25 protein-coding genes and 1 riboswitch are annotated in these 26085 nt (G+C 43.0%); of the genes, 19 read left to right on the top strand and 6 right to left on the bottom strand.

Going from position 1 to position 26085, the window contains the following annotated elements; translation table 11 throughout:
• Positions 1-280: 280 nt before the first annotated feature.
• Positions 281-1900 (top strand): polysaccharide biosynthesis protein, encoded by a 1620-nt coding sequence (locus NST31_RS16630; protein WP_339162079.1) that lies wholly within the window; start codon positions 281-283, stop codon positions 1898-1900.
• A gap of 40 nt (positions 1901-1940) precedes the next feature.
• Here the strand turns inward: NST31_RS16630 and NST31_RS16635 are convergent, their stop codons facing one another.
• Positions 1941-2339 carry a hypothetical protein gene (locus NST31_RS16635; RefSeq protein WP_236017095.1) on the bottom strand — a complete coding sequence of 133 codons (399 nt, stop codon included), beginning with the start codon at positions 2337-2339 and terminating at the stop codon, positions 1941-1943.
• 118 nt (positions 2340-2457) lie between these two features.
• Here NST31_RS16635 and NST31_RS16640 point away from each other — a divergent pair, with 118 nt between their 5' ends.
• Complete coding sequence (locus tag NST31_RS16640; RefSeq protein ID WP_077111915.1) at positions 2458-3177, top strand: pseudouridine synthase; 720 nt, start codon at positions 2458-2460, stop codon at positions 3175-3177.
• A gap of 408 nt (positions 3178-3585) precedes the next feature.
• Here NST31_RS16640 and NST31_RS16645 read toward each other — a convergent pair whose 3' ends face one another.
• Positions 3586-3807, bottom strand: coding sequence for a DeoR family transcriptional regulator (locus tag NST31_RS16645; RefSeq protein ID WP_077111916.1), 222 nt, complete (start codon positions 3805-3807; stop codon positions 3586-3588).
• A 286-nt stretch (positions 3808-4093) separates the two neighbouring features.
• Here NST31_RS16645 and NST31_RS16650 point away from each other — a divergent pair, with 286 nt between their 5' ends.
• From NST31_RS16650 to NST31_RS16685, 8 genes are all read left to right on the top strand, one after another.
• Positions 4094-4807, top strand: a complete 714-nt coding sequence (locus tag NST31_RS16650) for an ABC transporter ATP-binding protein (protein WP_321189679.1) — start codon at positions 4094-4096, stop codon at positions 4805-4807.
• Positions 4800-5987, top strand: a complete 1188-nt coding sequence (locus NST31_RS16655) for an ABC transporter permease (RefSeq protein WP_339162086.1) — start codon at positions 4800-4802, stop codon at positions 5985-5987. Before NST31_RS16650 ends, NST31_RS16655 begins: the two co-directional genes overlap by 8 nt.
• A 45-nt stretch (positions 5988-6032) precedes the next feature.
• Positions 6033-7451, top strand: a complete 1419-nt coding sequence (pepV, locus tag NST31_RS16660) for a dipeptidase PepV (protein ID WP_339162087.1) — start codon at positions 6033-6035, stop codon at positions 7449-7451.
• A gap of 29 nt (positions 7452-7480) precedes the next feature.
• Positions 7481-8323 (top strand): D-amino-acid transaminase, encoded by an 843-nt coding sequence (gene dat, locus NST31_RS16665; RefSeq protein ID WP_077111920.1) that lies wholly within the window; start codon positions 7481-7483, stop codon positions 8321-8323.
• Between the two features lie 22 nt (positions 8324-8345).
• The gene (gene thpR, locus NST31_RS16670; RefSeq protein WP_339162089.1) at positions 8346-8918 is read left to right on the top strand and encodes an RNA 2',3'-cyclic phosphodiesterase; all 573 of its coding nucleotides are present in this window, start codon (positions 8346-8348) and stop codon (positions 8916-8918) included.
• A gap of 29 nt (positions 8919-8947) precedes the next feature.
• Positions 8948-9715 carry a hypothetical protein gene (locus NST31_RS16675; protein ID WP_339162091.1) on the top strand — a complete coding sequence of 256 codons (768 nt, stop codon included), beginning with the start codon at positions 8948-8950 and terminating at the stop codon, positions 9713-9715.
• Between the two features lie 248 nt (positions 9716-9963).
• Positions 9964-10737 carry a phosphotransferase family protein gene (locus NST31_RS16680; protein ID WP_077111925.1) on the top strand — a complete coding sequence of 258 codons (774 nt, stop codon included), beginning with the start codon at positions 9964-9966 and terminating at the stop codon, positions 10735-10737.
• A gap of 172 nt (positions 10738-10909) precedes the next feature.
• On the top strand, positions 10910-11770 hold the full coding sequence (locus NST31_RS16685) for an MBL fold metallo-hydrolase (protein ID WP_339162093.1): 861 nt from the start codon (positions 10910-10912) through the stop codon (positions 11768-11770).
• Positions 11771-12870: 1100 nt separating this feature from the next.
• Here NST31_RS16685 and NST31_RS16690 read toward each other — a convergent pair.
• On the bottom strand, positions 12871-13707 hold the full coding sequence (locus tag NST31_RS16690) for a MurR/RpiR family transcriptional regulator (RefSeq protein WP_339162095.1): 837 nt from the start codon (positions 13705-13707) through the stop codon (positions 12871-12873).
• Between the two features lie 213 nt (positions 13708-13920).
• Between NST31_RS16690 and NST31_RS16695 the strand changes: the two genes are divergently transcribed.
• The 4 genes from NST31_RS16695 (at position 13921) to NST31_RS16710 (ending at position 18211) form a co-directional block, all read left to right on the top strand.
• The gene (locus NST31_RS16695) at positions 13921-14805 is read left to right on the top strand and encodes a cell division protein FtsQ (protein WP_339162097.1); all 885 of its coding nucleotides are present in this window, start codon (positions 13921-13923) and stop codon (positions 14803-14805) included.
• A 26-nt stretch (positions 14806-14831) separates the two neighbouring features.
• Complete coding sequence (locus NST31_RS16700; protein WP_339162098.1) at positions 14832-16541, top strand: energy-coupling factor transporter ATPase; 1710 nt, start codon at positions 14832-14834, stop codon at positions 16539-16541.
• Positions 16516-17340 (top strand): energy-coupling factor transporter transmembrane component T, encoded by an 825-nt coding sequence (locus NST31_RS16705; RefSeq protein WP_339162099.1) that lies wholly within the window; start codon positions 16516-16518, stop codon positions 17338-17340. The genes NST31_RS16700 and NST31_RS16705 overlap by 26 nt, the downstream gene beginning before the upstream one ends.
• 106 nt (positions 17341-17446) lie before the next feature.
• Positions 17447-18211, top strand: coding sequence for a PHP-associated domain-containing protein (locus NST31_RS16710; protein WP_339162101.1), 765 nt, complete (start codon positions 17447-17449; stop codon positions 18209-18211).
• Between the two features lie 427 nt (positions 18212-18638).
• On the opposite strand, the gene NST31_RS16715 is transcribed toward NST31_RS16710, so the two are convergent.
• Both NST31_RS16715 and NST31_RS16720 read right to left on the bottom strand, forming a co-directional pair.
• Positions 18639-20129, bottom strand: a complete 1491-nt coding sequence (locus tag NST31_RS16715) for a peptide MFS transporter (RefSeq protein WP_339162102.1) — start codon at positions 20127-20129, stop codon at positions 18639-18641.
• Between the two features lie 332 nt (positions 20130-20461).
• A complete protein-coding gene (locus NST31_RS16720; protein ID WP_077109986.1) occupies positions 20462-20779 on the bottom strand; it encodes a PepSY domain-containing protein in 318 nt (105 codons plus the stop codon).
• 142 nt (positions 20780-20921) lie between these two features.
• Between NST31_RS16720 and NST31_RS16725 the strand changes: the two genes are divergently transcribed.
• On the top strand, positions 20922-21992 hold the full coding sequence (locus NST31_RS16725; RefSeq protein WP_339162105.1) for a M42 family metallopeptidase: 1071 nt from the start codon (positions 20922-20924) through the stop codon (positions 21990-21992).
• A 38-nt stretch (positions 21993-22030) separates the two neighbouring features.
• Positions 22031-22555: a DUF84 family protein gene (locus NST31_RS16730; RefSeq protein ID WP_339162107.1), complete on the top strand. Its 525-nt coding sequence runs from the start codon at positions 22031-22033 to the stop codon at positions 22553-22555.
• A 166-nt stretch (positions 22556-22721) separates the two neighbouring features.
• Here NST31_RS16730 and NST31_RS16735 read toward each other — a convergent pair whose 3' ends face one another.
• Positions 22722-23162 (bottom strand): YtoQ family protein, encoded by a 441-nt coding sequence (locus NST31_RS16735; protein ID WP_339162109.1) that lies wholly within the window; start codon positions 23160-23162, stop codon positions 22722-22724.
• A 127-nt stretch (positions 23163-23289) separates the two neighbouring features.
• A riboswitch (TPP riboswitch) is annotated at positions 23290-23387 on the top strand.
• A 157-nt stretch (positions 23388-23544) separates the two neighbouring features.
• Here NST31_RS16735 and NST31_RS16740 point away from each other — a divergent pair.
• Genes NST31_RS16740 through NST31_RS16750 form a run of 3 tightly spaced genes read left to right on the top strand, consistent with a single transcriptional unit; the run spans position 23545 to position 26083 of the window.
• Complete coding sequence (locus tag NST31_RS16740; RefSeq protein ID WP_339162111.1) at positions 23545-24309, top strand: ABC transporter ATP-binding protein; 765 nt, start codon at positions 23545-23547, stop codon at positions 24307-24309.
• Positions 24306-25058 (top strand): ABC transporter permease, encoded by a 753-nt coding sequence (locus NST31_RS16745; RefSeq protein WP_205179319.1) that lies wholly within the window; start codon positions 24306-24308, stop codon positions 25056-25058. The genes NST31_RS16740 and NST31_RS16745 overlap by 4 nt, the downstream gene beginning before the upstream one ends.
• Positions 25055-26083: an ABC transporter substrate-binding protein gene (locus tag NST31_RS16750; protein WP_077109991.1), complete on the top strand. Its 1029-nt coding sequence runs from the start codon at positions 25055-25057 to the stop codon at positions 26081-26083. The genes NST31_RS16745 and NST31_RS16750 overlap by 4 nt, the downstream gene beginning before the upstream one ends.
• The last annotated feature ends 2 nt before the right edge of the window (positions 26084-26085 follow it).

The following is a 26085-nucleotide window of genomic DNA, read 5'->3' on the forward strand; positions in this document are numbered from 1 at the left end:
CTATTTCATTGTAAACTGTCAAATATCGTAAAAGCAAATGTCACTAGACTGTTCATTGTCAAATGTCGTCGATCACTGTAAACTATAACAGTAGAGCTTGATGAAGCAAATGGTGAGAAATAAAAGCTGGGAATGATTCGTCCTTGAATTGAAGAGGGAGTTAAACTGCATGAGGAAGAGCATCCATTTTCTAGTTAACATACAGGAACAGGTCGCATACAATCATTCTTAGCGGTATCAGGCCGCCTTTTAAATAAAACAATGGAGAGTAAGAGATTGCATGTCTTCTAAATTAATTCGGGGTACATTTATATTAACGCTCGGAACCATTTTGTCAAAAGTCCTTGGACTTCTTTATGTCATTCCGTTCTATAGAATCATCGGCGGAAATGAACCCGCCGCATTATATCAGTTTGGATATGTTCCTTATACGATTTTTATTAGTATTGCGACAGCGGGCGTCCCGCTTGCTGTCTCCAAATATATCGCAAAATACAACGCGATGGAAGAATATGCGGTTGGCCGAAAGCTGTTTCACACAGGCATTTATGTCATGTTGGCTACAGGGATTGTTTCGTTTTTGACCATGTATGGACTTGCTCCGTGGCTGGCGGAGCTTGTGCTAAAAGGAGCGGAAACAAAACATCATTATACAACGGCCGATGTTGCCGTCGTTATACGGGCTGTCAGCTTCGCGCTCTTGATTATTCCCGTGATGAGCTTAATCAGAGGTTTCTTCCAGGGACATCAATCAATGGGCCCATCCGCTGTTTCAACGGTTGTAGAACAGTTGGCGCGCATCATTTTTCTGTTGGGGGGCACTTTTATTGCCTTATATGTGATGAAAGAAGATATTGTCACTGCCATTAGTGTCGCTACTTTTGCCGCATTTATAGGCGGAATTGCCAGCCTGTTCGTTCTGTTTTGGTATTGGAGAAAAAGAAAGCCCGGTTTGGATCAAATGCTTCAACATGATCGGGGGACATTGGAAGTATCGCTGCCGGAAATGTATAAAGAAATTATCGTATACGCATTTCCATTTGTTTTGGTCGGGATTGCGAATCCGCTTTTTCAATTTGTCGATCAAATGACATTTAACAGGGCAATGGCGGAAGCGGGGAGAGCCGCCGAAGCGATGGATTCTCTCGGAATCTTGAATATGACGACCCACAAGCTTGTCATTATTCCAGTTTCCCTGGCAACGGCATTTGCGTTGACGCTTGTCCCGCTTATAACCGAATCATTTGTGACACATAATAAAAAGCTCATGTTCCGCCAGCTTGATCAAACAATTCAACTCCTTCTTTTTATCACCATGCCTGCCGCGATCGGGCTTGCCCTGTTGGCGGAGCCGATGTACACAATGTTTTACGGCTATGATGAATATGGGGCACAAGTGCTCCGCACATATGCCCCGGTGGCTATTTTATTTGCCTTATACTCTGTTACAGCAGCGATTTTACAAGGGATTAATGAACAGCGGTTTACGATTCTCAGTTTGCTCACGGGTCTCCTTGTCAAGCTTACTTTCAATATGCCGCTCATTCAGGCTTTTTCAACAGAAGGCGCCGTTTATGCCACAGCTTTGGGTTATGGAGCCGCGATTGCCATCAATTTGTTTGTCATCAAACAATTTGCATCTTACCCAATTCGGCTTGTGTACCGCAGATCACTGTTAATCGTCATTTTCAATTTAGTGATGGCTGTTCCCGTCTATGGGTTATACCGTTTGCTGTTACTTGTCTTTTCTCCGGAATCGGTCTTTCAGTCGATCTTGATCATCTTGTTGTGTGCGGGCTTGGGTGCGGCCATTTATGGTTATCTTGGGCTGAAATCCGGCTTGGCGGACCGATTATTTGGCGACAGGCTGCAACGATTGAGGCAGCGTCTTCACATTTGATGAAAAGACAAAGGAAAGAGGCTTCCTTGCGGATGCCTCTTTAATAATATCCTCCAGAATAGTGCTGGACTTCAAGGTCTTCGGGTCTGCCAAATCCGAGTTGTCTTTCGATTCTTGAGATGCGGCGATCGAACCGGTTAATTTGTCGGTCGACCCGTTCAACTTGCCTTTCAAGGCGTTCCAACCTTCTTTCGAATCCGGCACCGCTTTGCCCGCCGCCCGGAAAAAGTGAGGGCGCGCCCTGTTGCTCTGCCGTATGCGGTTGGAAACCTGTTGGCTGCTGCATTTCACTCGGCTGCATTTCCATGGGCTGGCCCATCGGCATTCCCATCTGAGGATATCCTTGCATCCCCATTGGCATTTGCTGCATACCGGGTATTTGCGGCATACCGGGCATTTGTTGCATACCGGGCATTTGTTGACGATAATCTGTATACATGACATAACACTCCTCATGAATTGTATCCTGCAACATCAGCCTATGATACTGCGCCTAAAACGTATGGACGATGGCCTATTTCCACGATTTTTTTTGTAAAAGCAAGGTGGTGATTTTTGTGAGAATAGATAAATTGTTAAGTAATTTGGGTTTCGGGAGTCGAAAAGAAGTAAAGAAGTTTTTAAAAAAGGGCTCCGTTTCCGTAAATGGGCAGGTGATCAAGGATCCGAAGCACCATGTCCACCCTCACGAAGATGAGGTTTTCATTTTTGGGGAGGAAGTGGAATATAGAGAATATATATATATAATGATGAATAAGCCGTCTGGCGTTATTTCGGCAACGGAGGATGTGCGTGAGCCGACCGTCATTGATTTGCTGGAGGAAGAGGAGAGAATATTCAAGCCGTTTCCGGTTGGAAGACTGGATAAAGATACAGAGGGGCTCATGCTGCTGACAAATGACGGCAAGCTTGCCCATCAATTGCTGTCTCCCAAAAAGGATGTGCCTAAAACATATTTTGCCATCATTGACGGAATTGTCACGGAAGAAGACATCCAATTGTTTGAAAAGGGCGTTACACTGGATGACGGGTATCAGACAAAGCCGGGGAAGCTGCACATTATCAAATCCGGAACATATTCAGATATAGAACTAACGATCACAGAAGGAAAATATCATCAAGTCAAGCGGATGTTTCAGGCGGTTGGAAAAAAGGTGAAATATTTAAAGCGGGTTTCGCTTGGGCCGCTCGTACTCGACAAAACGTTAAAAGAAGGAGAATATAGGGAGTTGACGGAAGAAGAAATCGGGCAGTTAAAAGATGTAGATCAGAGTTAATCATGTGTATAAAAAAATCCGCCACTGTTTGAAACAGCAGGCGGCATTTTGTTATGAAAAAGAAAGTAAGTTCTTTCTTTGGCATTTCATTTGAAAAGTCTGGCTCCAGCGCTATTGACTGGCAGTATTGCCTTCATACTCTAGCGGTATCGCTATTTTTGGAGGTAGAACATCATGATAAAAACGTTGCACGAAGCTTACATGCTACGTTTCTCATGGCGTCCTGCGATAAGTCAACATGACTGAGGCTCGCGTCGATGCTTCTTCAGCCTGTACATTTGTGAAAGGCATCTGCGCTTTTCTGCTAAAGGAAAGCAAACATAAACGTAGTGGGTTTGTGAATCTTCTAAGTATACGTGTAGTTAAGCGATCGTATGAGCTTTGGGGCCAGTCAAATTTTCTTTTTTTCTAAGATGTTAATTTCACTTTTTTCTCTGTTGTTGTCCACTTCCCGCGGCGCGGGCTGCTGATTAGGTCATTGTATTCTAACACATTCAAATCCCTTTGAATGGTGCGAGGTGTACTGCCGAATGCATCAGCCAGCTCCCGTGTCGTCACGGTACCATTTTCTTTAATGTACAAATATACATCCTTGATCCTGGTGAGCATCCTATTCGTAGAAGGTTTCAAAAAACCACTCCCTCATCTTGAATTCCTTGGCAGATGGTGCGGACAGCTGCATTGATGAAGTGCAGTCTACGTCGTGATTCCTTTCGGACAACTCCTTTTCTTTGTAATTAACATCTTGTGTCTGAAACTAAAATATCAGACAGTTTTATTCTACCGCAATCTTGCTTGCTTTAAAAGGGATTTTTAACAATTGGAAGAAAAAGGTCGTAATTTGTCACATTTTATCTTTGCAATGAAACTTTTATTATGTTATATCGTATATCTTTAAAAGCGAATCTAGGACGGGGTGAAGGATTTGGCGCTTATACATGTAAAGATCAAACAGGCTGGATATAAACCGAATGAATCTATTATTTCCAATATTGATTTTTCCATCAATAGAGGCGAATTAGTTGGCATGATTGGCAACAATGGAGCTGGTAAAAGCACGACAATCAAAGCAATGCTGGGAGAATTGCCATTTTTGGAAGGGAAAATTGAAAAGAATGAAGACTCTTCTTATTCTTATATTCCGGAAAGGCCAATATATTACGATGAATTGACTCTTTGGGAGCATTTCGAGTTTGTATGCGCGGTGGAACAGTTGCAGGAAGAGAATCTTGAATATGCCAAGGAACTGTTAAATGTTTTTCGGCTCATTGACAGAATTCATGAATTTCCGTCTACCTTTTCTAAAGGGATGCAACAAAAAGGGATGATTGCGCTTGCTATGTTTTCAAAGCCGGATTTGCTTGTCATTGATGAGCCTTTTATGGGACTGGACCCCGGTTCTACGAAGCTGTTGCTTGACATGATTGATCAGGAGAGGGTTTCTGGAACCGCCATATTAATGTGTACACATATTGTGGACACGGCACAGCGGATTTGCGATTCTTTTTTGGTTGTGGAAAATGGAACGATTAAGGCATCGGGAACACTGGATGAGGTGCTCTCTCAATGCGGTGCAGAAGATGGCAATTTGTATTCGTGTCTTTCACTGGAGGATGAAGGGGATGAATAGCGGGCGACTGCTTTGGACGAGGGTGTTGGAAAACGGAAAGCATAAGTTGAAAACGATGCGGGCGGTAATGGATTGGACGATCATCGTTTATTTTGTCATTCCAAGTATCGTCATTGGATTTTTCATTTATCGGTCTTGGTGGCTGGAAATGCCTGGCTGGATTCAACACATTCCTTTTTCTTTCCTGTTTATCGGTTCTTTTTTTCTGTTATGGAATAGCCATTTCAGAACGTATGTCAGGGAAGCGGACACCATTTTTTTAATGAAAAAAGAACGCCTGTTTATTGGTTTAAAAAAGGGCGGAATACTATTTTCATATACATTTGAAATACTGACAGCAGGCCTTCTCGCTTTGTTGATAGCCCCGTTTTGGTTTCAACATTACGGTTTTACCGGACTTCAGCTGTTATCCTTTTGCATCTCGTGGATCACGTTAAAATGGCTCGTCATGGCTGTATCTGGCCGTTTGGACGTTCAGTTACGCGGCTTGATCAGCATCTTGAGAAATATCCCGCTTGTGATCGGAGCCGGCGCCATATGGTATGTCAGCTTTCTGGCATTTGAACATGGATCTATTTTACTGATCATCCTAATCTCTTTGCTCAATACAGTTGGATCGATCGTGTTGAATTATCCCCGATTTACGAGCATACATACTTTTGAGCAGGATCTCGCTATTGATGAACGGGAAAAAAGAAAACATACGGAGTTCGTGCTGGGGATGTCCTCGGACATTGAGAAATTACCGAAACTAGGGACAGTGCGAAAAAATCCCCGCTTGTATTCCAAATCAAACCGTTTATTTAAAAAACGGACTGAAATGGTCGGCTATTTGGAATTATTTATAAAAGTAACGACGAGAAATACAGAATATTTTTGGGGATATGTAAGAATTATTGGTGTAACGGTGGCTGCATTGATCATGCTTCCGCCGCTTTGGATGAAGATCGGTATAACTGCTTGCGGTTTATTTACAGTGGTTGCGTGGAGCGGATCAATATGGCATAAAATAGTCGGCAGCCATCCTTTTACAAAGCTATATTCGGGGAAAGACGGATATTTTAAAGGTAAAAATACTGTGACTGCAGTGCTGGCAGTGCCTTTTACAGTGATATGCCTTGCTTATTTTTTCGTCATACAATACGTTCAAAAAAGTATTCCCCTTTTTTTGAATGGCTGAAAAGTTGTACAATAGAGTCAGCAAGCATTCAAAGGAGCTATGTCTATGGCAAATATTGATTGGATCTCTGAAGCAAAAAAGAGAAAAGATGACATGATAAGAGATTTGCAGGGACTTTTGCGAATCAAGAGTGTTTTAAATGAACAGAATCAAACAGAGGACGCCCCGCTTGGAAAAGGAGTAAAAGAAGCATTGGATTATATGCTTCTGCTTGGGGAAAAGGATGGTTTTACTGCAAAAAATGTCGGAAATGTAGCCGGGCATTTGGAGATGGGATCAGGTGCCGGGCTTATTGCTGCGTTATGCCACGTGGATGTCGTCCCTGAAGGAGATGGCTGGACGAAAGATCCATATGGCGGGGAAGTGGAAGACGGCAAAATTTATGCCCGCGGCGCTATTGATGATAAAGGACCGACGATGGCCGCTTATTATGGCATGAAGATTGTGAAAGAGCTGGGATTGCCTATTGAAAAGCGCATACGACTGATCATTGGAACAGATGAGGAAAGTGATTGGCGCTGTGTCCACCATTATTTTCAGCATGAGGAAATGCCGGATATGGGATTTGCTCCGGATGCCGATTTTCCGATTATTCATTCCGAGAAAGGTATTTGTGATTTCGACTTGGTGCAAAACAATCATTTTGAAAAGGAATACGGTGCCCCCAAAACGCTCATTTCCTTTGTGGCGGGACGCCGATATAATATGGTTCCTGACCATGCGCGAGCGGTGCTTGATATCCAAGGCGACCACACTGAACTACTCCAACTTTTTAATCATTTTAAAAAGGAGCAAAATATAGCCGGGTCTTATTATGTGGAGAGCGGATATCTTGTGATGGAAGTGGAAGGTGTTTCGGCCCACGGAATGGAGCCGGACAACGGAAAAAATGCCGGCTTGCTTTTGGCGAGTTTTCTTTATACATTGAAGCTTGACCGTAGAGGAAGAGAGTTTGTGAAAGCGGCCGTCCATTTCTTTTTCGGGGATTCACGCGGCCGGGCTTTGGGTGTCCAGCATGAAGATGAGATTACAGGTGAATTGACAATCAATGTTGGCATTATGACGTATAATGAAGAAGATGGGGGACGTTTTGGATTGAATATGCGCTACCCCGCCACTTTTCCTTTTGAAAAAGGGATTCAAGATATGGCAAGCGCAGTTTCAAGCGCCCATTTTGATTTTGTGAAGATTAGAAACTTACCACCCCATTACGTTCCGAAAGATCATGAATTGATTCAAAAGCTTATAAAAGTTTATGAAGAGCAGACAAATGAAAAAGCGGAGCTGCTATCGATCAGCGGCGGGACATATGCGCGCTCATTGACAGCGGGAGTCGCATTTGGGGCATTGTTTCCCGGCAGGGACGACGTTGCTCATCAGAAGGACGAATATATGCATATCGATGACTTAATAAAAGCGACAGCGATCTACGCCCAGGCATTTCATGAATTGGCACGTTCATAATGACATTAACGATAGGAGATTGATGACGTATGGGAAAAGTGATTTTGAATGGGGAAATGATGGAAAGGTCCGAAGCGGTCATTGACATGGAAGACCGCGGATATCAATTTGGAGACGGCGTTTACGAGGTGATTCGCGTATATGACGGCAATCTTTTTACAGGTGAAGAACATATTGAACGTCTGTTTGCGAGTGCCGGAAAAATAAAGCTCGACATTCCTTTTTCCAGGGATAAAGTTCTTTCCCTTGCCCGCCAACTTGTCAAAGAAAACGGCGTGAAGCTGGGAACGGTCTACATGCAAGTAACAAGAGGAACAGCTTCCAGAAGTCACATTTTCCCGGACCCAAGTAGAACGAAAGGGGTTTTTTCAGCCTATACGACAGAAGCGCCGCGTCCTGAAAAAGCACTTGAAAATGGAGTGGCCGCCATCACCGAAGATGATATCAGATGGCTCCGTTGCGATATTAAAAGCTTAAATCTATTGCCAAATGTGCTGGCAAAGCAAGAAGCATCCGGTCAGGGATGTTATGAAGCGATTTTGCATCGTTCCGGAACGATTACGGAAGGATCTTCATCAAACGTGTATATTGTAAAAGATGGAACAGTGATCACTCATCCGGCGACCAATTTGATTTTAAACGGTATAACCCGGCAAGTCACACTGAAATTATGTGCAGAAAACAATATTCCTTTTTCAGAAAAAGAATATTCCTTGGAAGAGTTGCGGCAGGCGGATGAGGTATTTCTTACAAGCACAACATCCGAAATTATGCCGATCGTAAAAGTGGATGGCCGCCAAGTTGGTGAAGGAATACCCGGGCCTGTAACGCGCAAACTTCAATTGCTTTTTCAAGAAGAATTAAACAAATAAGGAAATCTAAGGGGAGTTATAGATGCATTCTGACCACTTTTTCTTTGCCCTTGCATTGCCTGGGGAGATGAAGATGTATTTACATTCGATCAGTGAGCGGATCAAGAGCGTTTTCCCTTTTAAGACCTGGGTTCATCCGGAAGATTACCATATGACGTTTGCGTTTCTGGGGAAGGCAGAAAAAGAGGTGCTGGCCTCTTCCATTAAACTCGTTGGGGATGCGATTCAGGGGGCCGAGCACATAACGCTCCGCCCTAATCAAGCCGGGACGTTCGGACAAGCAAAAAGACCGCGGATTTTATGGGTGGGCACTACAGGTACAGACCAATTAGAGGCACTGCGGAATAATGTTTTTTCAGCATGTCAGCGGGCTGGTTTTGAGCTTGAAACGAGACCGTTCAAGCCACATATTACAATTGCCCGCAAATGGATGGGGGAGGAGCCATTTTCCTTGAGCCAGCTTCAAGAACTTGCGCGTAATGCCTCCCCCAGTTTGCCCGGCCCGGCTTTTGACGCCGTGGAAGTGGTGCTTTACCGCACCCGGTTGGATCATTCCCCAAAATACGAGAAAATCGAATCATTTACATTGATATGAAAGGTTGTTTTTAAAAGGAAATGGCGCAGTTGATCAAATTACAAGATTACGTATCACGCTATGAAGAGGACCTTTCGGAATACTCTTCTAAGTTTGTTCGCCTTAAAAAACGAAGATGGCAAGCAATCGTGAATACTCTGGAACAGCGGGGAAGTCGTCTGAAAAACATCGAAATCGCCAAACGGAAAACTGCTTTAAAGCAGTCTTTTTTGGATAAGTTATTTTTATCACAAATTCAATGGGCCAGCACGACCATTTCGGAGAGATCGTTTGTCCAGTCCAGCTACTACACGGATCCACGTTTGCGCGGCCTCTTACAACGGTTTCCCGACTCTTTTTTTGTCATGTACCGGCCTGTCATGCGCTTCGAAAAAACGGAAGTGGAATTGGAAGTGTTGCTCCTGACTCCTTCGATGATTTTCTGCATTGCTTTTTTAAACGGTGCAGAGGAGGCGGTATATATTGGGTCTTCTTCGCATTTTTGGAGAAATGCTGTCAACGCGGATGATAAAGTGTTAAATCCATTAATTTCAGCCAATCGCATGTCTACAGTAGTCAAGCGGATTTTTAAAAATCATAAGGTCGATTTACCCATCCAACGCACTGTTATATCAGAAAATAGTTACATAGACTACCCAGAGGGGCAAAGCGATGTGCTTTTTATAGATAAGCATCATTATGAAAGCTGGCTTCGTAAATTAAAAGCGCCGCGCTTACCTGTTAAAAGGATGCAAATGCTTGGGGCAAAGGCCTTGATGGACAGTTGCAAAACAGTGGCTATTAAAAGAACTACATAAATCATTTTTCGGCCATACATTCATTGTATCCATAGCCTGAAGCGGCCTGTAAAAGATAAAGCGCAGATTTCGACAAAAGTAACATCTACTTTATCGGAATACGGACTTGACGAAAAATGCAACTTAGAGTTAAAATTTAAAGAAGGATGGCTATTGTATTTTATCACTCCAATAGCTGTCTTTTTTCTTTCTACTGAGATAAATGGGAGAGGAACGTCCCTTTCCATAAATATTGAAGGTGAATGACGGTGAAACATTTATTCGAGCATAATTGGGAAATCATTCCTGCTGGTGGTGCGACAGGGGAAGCTTTTTTCGCGTGTAATGAACGGGAAAAACTTTTCTTGAAGCGCAATTCCTCTCCTTTTCTTGCCGTATTATCTGCGGAGGGCATTGTTCCGAAATTGATTTGGACAAAAAGAATGGAAAACGGAGATGTCATTACAGCTCAGGAATGCTTAAACGGCAGGGAATTTAAACCCCAAGATATGACTCACTCCCGCGTTGCGAAATTACTGAAAAAAATACACGCATCGCGCGCGTTGTTAACAATGCTTTCTCGCCTCGGAAAAACACCTTATAAGCCGGAAATGATCCTGTCAGATGTAGTCGCCGTGGTGGATGGGGATTTACTTTCGAATGAAATTGTTCAATCATCCCTTCAATTTTTGCAAACGGAAAAATCCAATGTCCATCATGACACATGGACAGTTTGCCACGGTGATGTCAATCATAACAACTGGCTTCTTTCCGACGATGGTGAGCTCTACTTAATTGATTGGGATGGAGCGGCGATTGCAGATCCTGCTCTTGATATCGGGCCTCTTTTATATTTTTATATCCCGCGTACTGATTGGCCGAAATGGCTTGAACAATATGGAATAGATATGACAGATAACCTGCTGCTTCGAATGAAATGGTATGTTATCGCCCATACGATGCTTTCTGTTGGTTGGCATAAAAGTAAAAATCGTATTCAAGAAGTAAAATTCTGGATCGGATATTTAGAGAAATTTATCTAATGCTCATTTTATAGAACCCCGCCGCAGTCTTCCAAATGATGATGGTATGTTAACAGTATGGACACCATTTTTCATTGGAGATTGCGGTTTTTTATTTTTTATTTGCTTTTACATGGCTGAATATTCAATTAATATGGTACAATAATTTCGAAATGTGCGGGAGGTCGAGAAAATGGAAACAATGAACATTGGTGAATTGACGTTAACCTGGCTCAATGGCGGAGATACGTATCTTGACGGGGGAGCCATGTTTGGTGTAGTGCCCAAGCCCTTATGGGAAAAAAAATATCCGGTTAATGAAAAGAATCAAATTGAATTAAGGTCAGACCCTATTTTTTTGAGAGTAAATGGAAAAAACATCTTGATTGAAGCAGGGCTTGGCTACGGCAAGTTGTCCGCAAAGCAATTAAGAAACTACGGCGTTACGGAACAATCGAAAGTGGAAGAATCGCTTGCCAAGTTGGGGCTGGCACCTTCTGACATTGATATTATTTGTATGACCCACATGCATTTTGACCATGCAGGCGGATTAACGAAAAAAGTTGGAGATCGTTATGTTTCTTTTTTTCCGAACGCAGTGATTTACACATCTGCCATTGAATGGGATGAAATGCGTAATCCCAATATCCGCTCCCGAAATACATACTGGAAAGAAAACTGGGAACCAATTCAAGAACAGGTGAAAACGTTTTCTAAAGAGATTGAGATTGAAGGCGTCATTAACATGGTTCATACAGGGGGACACAGCGCCGGGCACAGTATCATTACGATCGAAAGTTCCGGTGAAAGGGCGGTTCACATGGCTGACATCATGCCGACCCATGCCCACCGAAATGTATTATGGGTTTTGGCTTATGACGATTACCCGATGGATTCTATTTATGCAAAGCAAAAATGGATTCCGGAAGCAATCAAGTCAGGAAGCTGGTTCACATTTTATCACGATGGCCATTACCGTGCCATCAAATGGGACGAAGATGGCCATATCATTGATTCGGTTAAAAGAAACCGTCCCGCAGCCGTGGTAAAATAAGTGCCGGCTATCCAAGCAAATTGACTAAAGGTAAGAAGAGGGCGGTTAAGAAAAAAGAACTGCACCCTGCCTACCAATGACATAAGAGGCTTCAGCCCCGTATGTAAACGGGCTGAGGCCTTTTTGTCCGTTGATAAAAATGATCGTAAAGCACTCCAAGGACGAATCCTGATGGGAGAGCCGCCCAATCAGGCAGTATTATTTACACACAAAAAAATGGATGTCACAACGAAATAAAAGAAAAGGGTATTGACAACCTATCTGAAAGAATATGAACGCATTCTTTTAATGGAGTCCGAGTCTGGGACACGACTAAATCAGCTGATGAAAAAAAGAACAATAAAGTGAAACCTCATTCAGTAGGCGTTTTCTTCCATCTCCTACTGAATGTTAGTTGAACCAATCGGGCATTTAGGTGCCGTTTACTCCCACTTAGACCTTTTGTATTCACTCAGGATTTTGAGGTGGGAGTCTTACGGCACCTTACATGCGGGATAAAGTGAAACTTCATTCAGTAGGGCTCCTACTGAATGTTAGTTGAACCAATCGGGCATTTAGGTGCCGTTTACTCCCACTTAGACTTTTTGTATTCACTCAAGATTTTGAGGTGGGAGTCTTACGGCACCTTACATGCGGGATAAAGTGAAACTTCATTCAGTAGGGCTCCTACTGAATGTTAGTTGAACCAATCGGGCATTTAGGTGCCGTTTCTCCCACTTAGACCTTTTGTATTCACTCAAGATTTTGAAGTGGGAGTCCTTACGGCACCTTACATGCCGGATAAATTGTCCCACTGTATCATACGCAAGCTTTTAGCGTGTCAACATAGGTAGACTCCTGCGAGAATAGCTCGAGCTGAAGATCCCGCAGGAAAGCGACCTTTGCTTTCCGAGGAAGCTGAAGAGACCTGCGGAAAGCGAAATATGTTGACGTAGCGGTGATAGGGATTTTTTTTTACACAAATAAACCGAACAATTATAAATGAATTGTTCGGTTTTTGCTATTTCGTATTTGTTTGTGTCCCAGCCCCGCCCGATTAGCCGCAGTTGCCCCATTTGAGATTTCTACTAGTGAATGTTTCAATTGAATGTTTCAATTGTTCAGCCTTTCCGTGGCAGCCGATTCTGATAGTCTTTTCGAATTTGATGAAGGTTGTGAAGCTTGTCAAAAGCGTCATTGCCCATTTTTTTACTCACATTAATAATCATACTTTCAATCATGGCGACAGGTGCGGCCATCGAATGAAAGTCTCCTGCGTCGCCCCGACTAGTGTAAAGGACGTATGTTGCCCGTTCCAACATCGGGGAAACGAGTAAATCAGTCATTAAAATAGTACAAACTCCTTGCTTTTGTGCAAAGTCCAGCAAGACATTGATTTCCACTGAAGCTTGAACGAACCCGAATATGACGAGTACATCGCCTTTTTCCATATGAATCATCGCCTCAAATATTTCATGTCCACTTGGGGGAAGGGAAAAAACATTTCCATTGAAACGCTTTAAGCGAAAGGAAAACAAGCAGACGAGGCTCTGGGCAGAACCTGCTCCATACAAATGAATACGCTTTGCGTTTGCTAGTGCAGCAGTGGCTTGTTGAAACTTTCTTTCAGACAAATGGTGCTTTGTTTCATTTAGGCATTGCACAGCATGATCGAATATCACTTGTCCATGAGATGAACTGTGTTTTTTGACGGCTGCTTCCACTTTGCTGGCAGGCGTAATGGCGGTTTCTTGTTTTAAGTGTTGTTTAAACTCCTTTAAATTCAAAAAACCAATGGCCTTCCAAAAGCGAGACACGGTTGCCACACTAATATTACATGCTTTGGCAATCTCTTTTTCATTCATATATGGAATGAGGTCGAGATGCTTTTGGATATAATCAGCAATTCTTTGCTGGCTTTTTGAAAGATCCCATGTTGAAAAATTCACCACATTCATTAACTCCCCTCAATTGAAACGCCTAACATGTTCCTACTCTTTGACATTTACCAACACTTCTCCTAAACGCGTTCTATTACTATAGTATACAGCAAAAATGAAAGAAAAATATCATTTATATCAAAAAGATAATAAATTTACAATAAATTAAAATCCTCTTTACAATCGACTCGTATAGTAAAGAGGACAATAAGGAGTAAAGGAGTGGAAAAAATGGGTATCAATGAGGAAAGAAAGCTAACACAGTCACAAAAAATGATGATTTTCGTGTTGTCCATGTCTTTATTCGGATTATCAAAAATGATTACTGAATTATTGCCGGCAAATGAAATCGGACCAATTGAATTTTCTATTTCTTATTTTGCTTTTATTCCCCTTGTTTTGGCTGCTTTGTTTCATCCGCTATATGTTGCTGTTGGTGCGTCTGTTGGAAATATTGTATTTGCCGGATTACTTATGGGGGATTTTGGCGGAATTGGTGAAGTGGAAGGTTTTATTGAATTCACATTGGCGATTTATGTTGCCGGATTGTTAGTACGAAATCCCTTGAGCAAACGCCAACTCGCGGTTGCTTCACTTGTTGGTGTCGGCATTGACCAATTGTTGAGTTCAATTGTCGATATCGGAAAAGTATGGTTTGGAGTGGAAGGGTTTGACGCTGTTCCGGGACTTCCTGAAAGTATTGTCATTTTAGAAGGCGTGAGCTTTTTAAATGAAATGGTGATCACAGGGGTATTATTCGGGTTGGTTCCAACTCTTTATTTAACACCCAAATTGTATGGGAAAATAGAACCGCTCTTGGGAATGAAACCGCGTGAAGCGAGAGTGAAAGCATCCATCGGTTCATATATTTCACTACGTCTCATCATCGCCGCGGTCATGCTTACATTTGTTGGGATGATTGCCGAGTTTATCGCAGAGTTAGATATGAACTTGGCGTTTTGGTCAAGTAACTTTATCGAGCAATTTGATGAGAGCCAAAAATGGATTGGATATAGCGCTTGGGCTATTCTGTCTGGGTTAGCCATTTATATCATCTATCGAATCATTCGAAAATCAAAAAAAATGCCATCCAACACCGATCAGAAAACGGCATGATGTTAATGGGAAAGGAGTAGGAAAGGTTGATTACATTCGATAAAGTGTCCTTTCGGTATCCGGGCGCGAAAGATTGGGTATTAAAGGATTTGTCGGTGACGATTCAAAAGCATGAGTTTACTGCCATCATCGGAGGGAACGGGGCAGGAAAATCGACCTTCTGTAAAGCGATTAATGGCTTGATTCCTTTTTATTATGTTGGTGATTTTCAAGGAAAAGTGTATTTGGACGGAATCGATACGACAACTGCCAATGTAGCATCTCTTTCCAAAAAAATTGCTTACGTATATCAAGATTTTGAGAACCAGCTTGTGCGTCCAAAGGTTATGGATGAGGTGATCTTTTCACCGCTGAATTTCGGCTATTCCGACTATAAGGAAAGGGGCCGGCGGGCATTGGAGTTGCTGGATATTGCCCATCTCGCTGAGGAATACGTTTGGCAACTTAGCGGCGGTCAAAAACATTTAGTGGCGCTGGCAGGGGCGATCGCATTATCTCCTGACGTGCTCATTATTGATGAACCCGTCGCACAGCTTGACCCTGCACATGCGGTTGAGTTATATGAAAAACTCAAAATGCTCCATGAACAATATAAAATGACCATTTTGGTTATTGAACATCACACTGAATTCATAGCGAACTACTGCAAAGAAGTCATTTTGCTGGAAAATGGGGCGGTGAGATGGAAAAAGCCGGTGCGGGAGGCGTTAAACAGTGTCGATGAGTTAATGGCTATGCAAATATATCCGCCACAAGTGACCATTGCCGCGGCGAATTCAAAACGGGATGAGGAGGGACTTTTGCCTGTGACGGTCGAAGAAGCGGCACTGTTTTTCAACGAATGCAAGCAACGTACAACACAACCGCGACCTATCGCTCTTACAAAAAATGGGGAGCCGATGATTGAATTTCAAAACGTTCATTACGGGTATAAGACTTTATCAAGAAAACGAGTGCCCGTCATTAAGGAACTGGATTTAACGATTCGTTCTGGTGAACGCATTGCTTTGGTTGGCAGTAATGGGGCAGGAAAGTCGACCATTCTGAAGCTCATCTCGGGCTTGATGAAACCGTTGGAAGGAGACCTGTTCGTCAACGGTGAATCAACGGCACGTGTATCGCCTGAAAAACTTGCGGAAAAAGTTGCTTATATTTACCAAAATCCTGAGGAAATGTTTATTGAAGACGACATCGAGAAGGATGTGTCGTTTTACTTGAGGGCACGGAAGCGGGCAGAGCTTGAAACTATTTTGGATAAGGTGATGCAGCAATTTTATTTACAGTACATTAAAAGCCGGGATGGCCGTTTATTAAGCGGTGGACAACAACGGCGCGCTTCCTTGGCAATCGGGCTGGCGATGTTGCCAGAAATTGTGTTACTGGATGAACCGACAGCGAGTCTTGATATTGCGACGAAAAAAGAAATGATTGCGATGCTCCATCAGTTAGACGAACAAGTCCAGGCAACGATCGTCGCAACGCATGATATGCAATTAGTGGCGGAATGGGCGTCACGGGTAATTGTACTGAATAAAGGGCGCGTTATCGCGGATACGACACCGTTTGACTTATTTTCTGATGAAGCACTGTTACGGACGGCATCCTTAGTCGAACCACAAATTGTCACGTTATGCCATTGTTTAAAGTTAAACCCGGTTGAGTTGACGATTGATGGCTTTCTCGGCCGCTTTCAGTTGGAGGAGATTGTAAGTGAACGCATTTCAGAAGCTTTTTAGTAAGGCCACGATTGAAAACATTAAAATTGAGCTGATGCGAACGGCTTACGGCAATGAGCAAACACCACTTGCGAAGCTCGATCAGCGTGTGTTAATCATATGGATGCTTGTCTTTTCTATCATTCCTTGGCTGACACATAATCTCACCATTTTAATCGGCTTTACTCTTTTCACAGTAGCTCTTGCTTACGTATCAAGAGTAAGTCCGCTGCTTATCTTTTTATTAATCGTCGGGATTATTTCACAATTTACGTACTTAGTGTTTGCAGCAATATTTTTAGGTAATAGTTTTATGGCGCTTGTTTCGATTATCCCGGTTACGTTAAAGGTTGCTTGTGTTTCTTTAGCGACGATGGCTGTTGTGACAAGTATGGATCCTGAAAAGTTCAGTGACGCTCTTTTGAAATTGGGAGTGCCGGGAAAGTTCAGCTTCGGTGTGTCCTATGGTTATCGCATGCTTCCGATTTTAATTGAAGAATATCAAAATATTATTCATTCATTTCGATTGCGGGGAAAGCTGCCATGTAAGCCAGGTTTTTTATACAGGCGTTATATTTTTTATTACATCAAAATGAGTGTGTTGGCATTTTATCCGATGATGCTTAATACAGCGAAGCGCACAAGGACAACAGTGGAAGCACTGGAGGTAAGAGGGTTTAGCTACACGTTGGAAAACAATATCGCGAAGAAATTAAAACTGGATTATTTAAAATTGACGAAGTATGATGGGCAATTTATTGCACTGACGTTTGGCATTACACTTTCCATTTATGTCATCGGTTATTGGATGCCTCTTTGAAAGAAGACTTTTATTTTTTTGGCTGTTGAATCAATCGGGCAGCAAATTGGAGATGTTCGAAGTTTCATTACCAGTTGGCGCGGAATATTAGAAAGGGCGGGTTTTGTTGAATATTGATTTTCATACACATGTGAAATTAGCAAAACGGGTTGATTTTGATCTTTCATTTTTTTATGAGATGGTCTTGAATGCGAAGGACGCGGGCTTAACAGCATTTGCGATGACCGAGCATTTTAATACGAAACACTTTTACGATCTGTATGGGCAGCTTGATCGCCAGTTTGACTACAAAGGCCATTATTTTGATGTCGATGGTTTTAAAGTCTTTACAGGAATGGAAATCGATGTAAAGGAAGTTGGGCATATTTTATTTATCGGCCATAGAGCGGATTTGTTAGACATCCGCCATCATCTTGAGCACCATACGAAGAAGGATGCATTTATATCGTTTCCAACACTGCTCGACATGGGGGAATCCTATGATCTTTTGATGATTGGCGCACATCCATTACGGAAATCGACGCCATTGCACCATCATGATCCAGCGTTGCTAGAACGGTTGCACGCTTTTGATTTAAACGGGAAAGATATGTTCGAATTTGGTGTTGGCAAGATGCAATTGGAAGTGCGGGCATTTGCCGATCAGATTGGTCTTCCAGTCGTTTGTGGCAGTGACTCGCATCATCCCATTCAAATGGGCGTTGTGGAAAATATGCTTCAAAGAGATTGTGAAACGGCGGGTGAATTGCGAGATGTGATTGTGAAAAAGCAATATAAGCGCAAGATTTCCCCCATTCTTCAAACGAAAGTGAATGCGGCGAAAATTGTGAAGAGAAAAATGAAAGATCAATATATGGCCTTACAGCAATAATGGTTAAAAGCGGCAGGTAACAAAAATGGGATGTTTTTTGTTATCTGCACTTTTTGTTCCGCCTGAACAGACTGACTGGCCAATATGGCTCTGCATGTTATGTTGTTAAATGAATGGTAGTTTTTCTAATACAATATTGTTTTCAAACCAACCAAAACATGTCGATTCTCCCCCTAAGGAAATAATCGACATGAATTGTCACGGACCTCTGCTTATCTCGATTGTAGAGACGTATATTGCGGGCGTCCAGGAAAAACTCAACGTTTCAAGATATAAAGCGGAATAGTATATGATCTCCCATTTTCATTTTTGATTGATTACCTTTAAAACAGAACAAACTGCCCGCGATTCAACTGTATAAAAAAAAAGCATTTTTCATCACAACCCGATGTGCGCGTGTTGTGTGCGCAAGCAGTTTTTACCGATGTTAACGCACGCCTTTCATATACTTTTGAATCAAAGGAGTAACGATGAACAGAATGATACTTAATAGGATGGCCATTCCGCCAATGACTCCAAAGTACAGCATTTCTGTTTCGGGTTGATAGAATTTTACGATCTGGGCGTTCAGCCCTTGCGCGGCCGCATTGGAAAGAAACCATAGACTCATTGTTTGGGCTGAAAAAGCAGCCGGCGCCAGCTTGGTTGTGGCAGATAAACCAACAGGCGACAAGCATAATTCACCAATGACAACGATCAAATAACTGAGTACGAGCCACATGGGATGGACCAAAGAATGTTCACCGCCAAAATGGGCCGGCAATAAAATGACAAGGAAGGAAAGACCCGCAAACAATAATCCCAAAGAAAATTTTTGGGGGATGGAAGGCTGGCGTTTTCCCAGCTTCACCCATAACCAGGCAAAGACAGGCGCTAACAGTATGATAAATAACGGATTCAGTGATTGAAACCATGCGGGAGAAAGATGGATTCCCGCAATCTCCAATTGGGTCCGTTTATCCGCAAAGTTGGCAAGAATGGTTGAGCCTTGCTCTTGGATGGACCAAAACATGACTGAAGCCAGGAACAGCGGGATAAAGGCCAGAACACGGGAACGCTCCACTTCCGTTGTTTTCGGACTGCGGTACATGACAATAAAATAGATGGCTGGAATAAGGAATCCCAATAAACCTACAAGAGCGATAAAAGATTCAATCGTAAGCAAACCCGCCGGGATTGTTACCGCTAACATAATCCCCAATAGAACGACAGCCCCGCCAATTACCATATAGACCTTTCGCTTCTCGGCTGGGGATAAAGGATTGGCGACATATGTGCCTGCCAGCCCCAAGCTTCTCTTTTTCGTGACCAGAAAGATGATAAGCCCAATCAACATTCCGATTGCGGCAAACCCAAATCCTAGGTGAAAACTATAGTTCATAACAGAACCAACAATTAATGGCGACAAGAAACCGCCTAAGTTAATTCCCATGTAAAAAAGACTAAATCCAGCATCACGGCGATCATCCTTTTCACTATAAATATCACCTACCATTGCTGATACATTCGGCTTGAGCAATCCGGTCCCGATCACGATCAGAATCATGGAAACAAAGAACATTGTTACATTTCCCGGAATCGCCAATACAATATGGCCAAACATAATCAATATTCCACCGTAAAATACAGCTTGGGACGTACCGAATATTCGATCAGCTAGCCAACCACCGATAATACCTGACATATAAACGAGCGAACCATAGATGGACATGATGGCAAGAGCTGTCTGTTCATCAAGACCTAGACCGCCTTTGGATACTTCATAGTACATATAAAAAACAAGGATGGCCCTCATCCCGTAATAGGAAAAGCGCTCCCAAAACTCTGTAAAAAAGAGAGTAAAAAGACCTTTAGGATGTCCAAAAAACCCCGTTTGAGGGACGCTTGAAACAATTTTATGTTTGTCGACTACAGACATTTCTACACCCTCCATTATTATATTAAAGTAGTAATGGTTATATAGTTGATAAAGAGTAAATCATTTCGAAATATTATAGTATTTTTTATTACTTTTCCCTTCATAACCCTTTTTCTAACAAGTATCAATGCAATTTTCAAAAAAAAGCATCTTCTCCGAATGATATTTGGAAGAAGATGCTGTTTGTTTACCAATAGGGTTTTGCCGGGAATCATGATCATATGACCGTCCCTTCAGTTTCCCGAGAAGTATGAGTCTAAATATAAAAGGATGGATCAACGAAACATTTTTTTCGCTGTCCATCCCTTTTTTCGACTATGAATATGTAGTTCTTAATGTGATACCGGGTATACGTCTATAACACTTCCAGTGTACGCGTCAGCGATGAACTCAAACTGTTGTGAATTCCCATTTTGCTTATGGGAAACGCCGCCGCGGTACACCTTTGTTTTAATTCCGTGTTTTTCAAACTCTTCTGGTTTAAACTTAATCCATGATCCGTCCACTTCACCTGTTTGTTTAAAAGCGTTTTTCACATCTGCCAATACTTTTCCTTCTGGTACAAGACAATTTTTTCTTACGGCTTCACTTGCAAAATAGCCCGCAATGACCCCGGCGCCAGCTCCAAGTACAAATGTTTTCCAGTTCATATTCTGCACCTCCAAAATATCACCATACATTAAGTATACAGGAAGAAGACAGGCAGTTCGACCATAAATCACAGGATTCCTATTTCTGACAAAAACGATTTAATGGTAAAATGAAATAAATATCCGAAAAGGGGTTGAAGAATTGGAGAAAGATACACTCGCTCTTTTTCAAACGCTGACGGAGCTTCCGGGCGCACCGGGAAATGAGCACCAAGTCAGGGAATTTATGCGCAAACAGCTTGAGAAATATGCTGATGAGGTAGTACAAGACAGGCTGGGCAGTATTTTTGGGATCAAAACCGGCGACAAATCGGGTCCTAAAATAATGGTCGCGGGTCATATGGATGAAGTTGGCTTTATGGTGACACAAATTACAAAAAACGGGATGATCCGTTTTCAGCCTCTGGGTGGTTGGTGGAATCAGGCAATGCTTGCCCAGCGGGTTCAGGTCATCACTGACGACGGGCCGGTAATGGGAGTTATCGGGTCTATTCCGCCGCACTTGCTTACCGAGGAACAAAGGAAAAAACCAATGGAGATCAAAAATATGATCATTGACATTGGGGCGGATGATCGTGAGGATGCCGAAAAGATAGGGATTAAACCGGGACAACAAGTAATTCCAGTCTGTCCATTTACACCGCTGGCCAACCCAAAGAAAGTGATGGCCAAGGCGTGGGATAATCGTTACGGATGCGGGCTGGCCATCGAGCTGTTAAAAGAACTGCAAAATGAAAAACTGCCAAATATTGTCTACTCCGGTGCTACGGTTCAGGAAGAAGTTGGTCTTCGTGGCGCGGCATCAAGCGCGAATATGATTAAGCCTGATCTCTTCTTTGCACTTGACGCGAGTCCGGCCAACGACATGACGGGAGATGAGAAAGAATTCGGCCACATTGGAAAAGGGGCATTGCTTAGAATTTTTGACCGCTCAATGGTTATGCTTAAAGGGATGCGGGAGTTTGTTTTGGACATGGCCGAAACACATGACATTCCGTACCAATATTTTGTCTCCCCGGGAGGAACAGATGCGGGCCGTGTACATACTTCCAACGAAGGGGTGCCTAGTGCGGTGATCGGGATTTGCGCACGCTATATCCACACACATGCGTCGATCGTTCATGTTGATGACTATGCGGCGGCGAAAGAACTCCTCGTTCGCCTTGTAAAAGCAAGTGATTGGTCGGCAGTGAAGACGATTCGACAACAATAATCGCATTTAGAAAAGATCAGTAGAGTAGGAGTGGCTTTATGATTGTTGCTGTTGGCTCACAAAACAAGGCGAAATTAAAAGCTGTACAGAGAGCTTTTCAAGAACTGGAAATAGAAGCCGAAATTGTGCCGGTCGATGCGCCATCGCATGTAAGTGCCATGCCTTTTTCCGATGAAGAAACGATACACGGGGCCATCCATCGTGCCGAATTTTGTTTGGAAAATAGTAGAGCTGATGTGGCAATTGGTTTGGAAGGCGGTGTTACGGAAACTACTTTTGGGTTATTTTTGTGCAATTGGGGATCATTGGCTGAAAAAGGAAAAAAGCCGCTGCTTGCTGGTGGAGCCCGAATTTTGCTGCCGGAGGAAATTGCGGGTCGCCTGCGCATGGGAGAAGAGTTGGGGCCCGTGATGGACGATTATAGCAAACGGAGCGGGATCAGTTCCAATGAAGGAGCAATCGGCATTTTCACGAATGGGCGAATTGAACGGGCTGAAATGTTCAAACATATTATAAAGCTGCTGATCGGGCAAAGAGAAAAGAAACATTACGTCAAGAAGTAGAGAAACGCGCGGGACACAGTTTGTAACTGCTCCCTGCGCGTTTCATATTTTCCGTTAATTATGTCCATGTCCTAAGGATAAGTACAATGTGGACAACCGTTTGTATTCTCATTTCTATTGTCTATTTGCTATCGGTTCTATTCAACAAATTTCAGGTGATAGGGACCTATTCAATAATATATGAGAGCGCTTTTATTGCTTGGTTCACTGTTTCCACTGTTGCGTTAGCTTTTCGGGACAACTCTTTTAACGGATGGTGGAGATTTTCCGGACGGATTAAGATGAGCGGTTTTCCCAATGCGACGGCAGCGCTCGCGTCCATGGCCGTATTCCACTGCTTGTACTTCTCTCCAAACAGGGCAATAACGAGGTCTGATTTGTGCATGAGGACTTGTGTTCTTAGATTGTTAAAGCTGGAAGCTGCCGCGTCCCGGTAGATGGCATTGGGCTGCTCTCCAAGAATTTCTTCACCAATGGCGTCTGAGCGGTTATGATCTTCCATTGGCCCGACAAAGTCGATCGGCAGCTTGAGGGCTTGTGCTTTTTCTTTGATTTCCTCGCGCCATGTGCTGTGGATTTCTCCAGCCAAATATACGGTTAATCTCACGATATTCTCTCCTCCTTTGCATTTACATTTATCATATCATCAACTACGCCTTTTTTCTTGCAAACTCTATTTGCTTTTTTTGAATAAATAGGATATATATATAGGGGCAGGAATGTTAATTACATACGGGAAACACTAGGGGTGCCAAAAGCTGAGAGAGGATTTCCTCAACCCTTTTAACCTGATCTAGGTAATGCTAGCGCAGGGAAGTGGAGAAGATGCGTATTCATATTCTCATGTTTGTTTACGCATGCCTTTTATTAGATGGGTCAGAGCCACTTCTTTTTAAGAAGGGCTCTTTTTTCATGCATGGTGCCTTGTATTTCTCGAAAAAAAGAAAGGAGGGCTCATAAGCAACCATTTCAAGAAAGGAGTTTTTAAGATGGGTGAAGCTCTTGTTTTTCAACAAGTATCTTTTGCTTATGACTCGAATGTACACCAGGCTGTACTTCAAGATGTCAGCTTTTCAGTGAAAAAAGGCGAGTTTGTAAGTGTTGTTGGTCCAAGCGGTGCGGGGAAAAGTACACTGTTCCGACTTGTATCAGGGCTTGAGAAGCAAAACAGCGGACGCATTTTGGTGAATGGAAAGGAGCTTTCCGACAGGCAAGGGCACGTCGGATATATGTCTCAAAAGGATGGGCTGCTCCCATGGCTTTCAGTCGTTGATAATGCCGCCTTGCCACTTATATTAAAAGGGTTCAGCAGAAAAGAAGTGTGGCCCGAGGTCATTAAAAAGCTGGAAGCATTTGGTTTGAAGGATGTTGAGCATCGCTATCCCGATGAATTGTCCGGAGGGATGCGGCAGCGTGTTTCGTTTCTGCGTGCCTTGTTGGGCGGGTCTGATTTATTACTACTTGACGAGCCATTCAGCGCACTTGATGCCGTTACAAAAACGGTCATGCATGAATGGCTGCTTGATCAATGGGCTGAATCGGGGAGAACCATTTTGTTTATTACTCATGATGTTGAGGAAGCGCTGTTTCTTTCCGACCGCGTACTATTATTCAGCGAAAAGCCGGTAAGTCATTTGGAAGAAATTCTGGTTCCGCTTGACAGGCCGAGGATGGTCGAGGATTTAAAAGATCCTGCTTTCACCGAATTAAAAGAAAAATTATTGCTTGATTTAAGAAAATTGGTGACGTTATGACTTTTTTAAAAAAATACGGCTTATCGATCCTGCTCGTATTATTGCTTTTAGTTGTATGGGAGATTGGCGCCCGCTTATATGGAAAGCCTTTTATCCTGCCATCACCTTTACAAATTGTGGACAGACTGTGGGAACTCAGAAGCGTTCTTTTTGTTGGACATTTGCCGTCCACAAGTCTGATCATGCTGATTGGCCTCTTATTGTCACTGGTGTTTGGTGTCGGCTTATCCATCTGGATGCATAAGAGTGATATTGTAAGGAAGGCGTTTTTCCCTTTGCTTATCGCTTCGCAAACGATACCCATTATTGCGCTTGCGCCGATATTCGTCCTTTGGTTTGGCTATTCCCTTTGGAGCAAAATCGTTGTGACCGTGCTCATCACTTTTTTTCCGATTACGGTTAATACGTTTGACGGTCTGCGGTCCGCCGATATTCACTTAAAAGAAACACTTCAAGCGATGGGGGCCACAAAACGACAGATATTTTATAAGGTGGAGCTTCCGTCGGCATTACCCCATTTCTATTCGGGATTAAAAGTAGCCGTTACATTGAGCGTCATCGGAGCGGCCATCGGGGAGTGGCTGGGAGCTGACAAGGGGCTTGGATACTTTAGTCGAAGAATGATGACACAATTTGATGGAGCGGGAGTGTTTGCGCCAATCGTTCTGTTATCGCTGACGGGCATTATGTTGTTTTTGCTTGTCGCTTGGCTTGAAAAAATAACGATGAAATGGAGAAATATAAAATGAGAAAGAGAATTGTATTCTATTGCGCATTATTCGCTGTAATGCTGCTTTCGGCATGTGGGGGAGAACAGGGGGAAACTGCTTCCAGCCCAGATAAAACGAAGGAAACGGATAAAGAATTACAATCTTTTGACATTATGCTGGACTGGTATCCCAACGCCGTCCATAGTTATTTATATGCTGCAAAGGAAAAAGGTTTTTTTGAAGAGGAAGGACTGGATGTGAACATCCGTTTTCCTGCCAATCCAACGGACCCTATTAATCTGGCAGCTACAGGAGATATTGAACTTGGCATCGGTTATCAATCTGATGTGATCACGGCAAGGGCTGATGGGGTACAGGTAAAATCGGTCGCTGCGATTGTCAGAAGTCCGCTCAATCATATTATTTATTTGAAAGACAGTGATATAAAGAGACCGAAAGATTTGGAAGGAAGAACAGTCGGCTGGCCGGGAACGCCGCTTAATGAACCGCTCGTACAAACAATCGTGGAGTCTGATGGCGGAGATATGAGCAAGGTGAAGATGACGGACGTCGGTTTTGAGCTGAATGCGGCGATTGCGACAAAGCGGGTGGATGCGGTTACCGGTGCTTTTATCAATCATGAAGTCCCTATGCTTGCCAACCAAGGAGTAGAAACGGAGCATTTTAATCCAGTAGATTATGGTGTTCCAAGTTACTACGAGCTGGTGTTTGTCACAAATGATGATACATGGAAAGAAAAAGAAGATTCAATCCGTTCTTTTTGGAAGGCAGCTTCAAAAGGGTATGAGTTTATGAAAGAAAACCCGGAAGAAGCGCTGGAAATTTTATTAAACAATCAGGACGATGAAAACTTTCCTCTCAACAAAGAAGTAGAACAGGAAAGCTTGAATATTTTGCTTCCAAAAATGGAAAAGGAAAACGAAGCGTTTGGAAGTCAGTCGGAAGATTTATGGAATGAAGTCATCCAGTGGCTGGAAGATACGGATTATGTGGAAAAAGCTCCTCCAGCAGAGGAGATGTATATCAATATCGTTGAATCATAACG

Source organism: Siminovitchia sp. FSL W7-1587 (assembly GCF_037963795.1).
Taxonomy (GTDB): domain Bacteria; phylum Bacillota; class Bacilli; order Bacillales; family Bacillaceae_C; genus Siminovitchia; species Siminovitchia thermophila.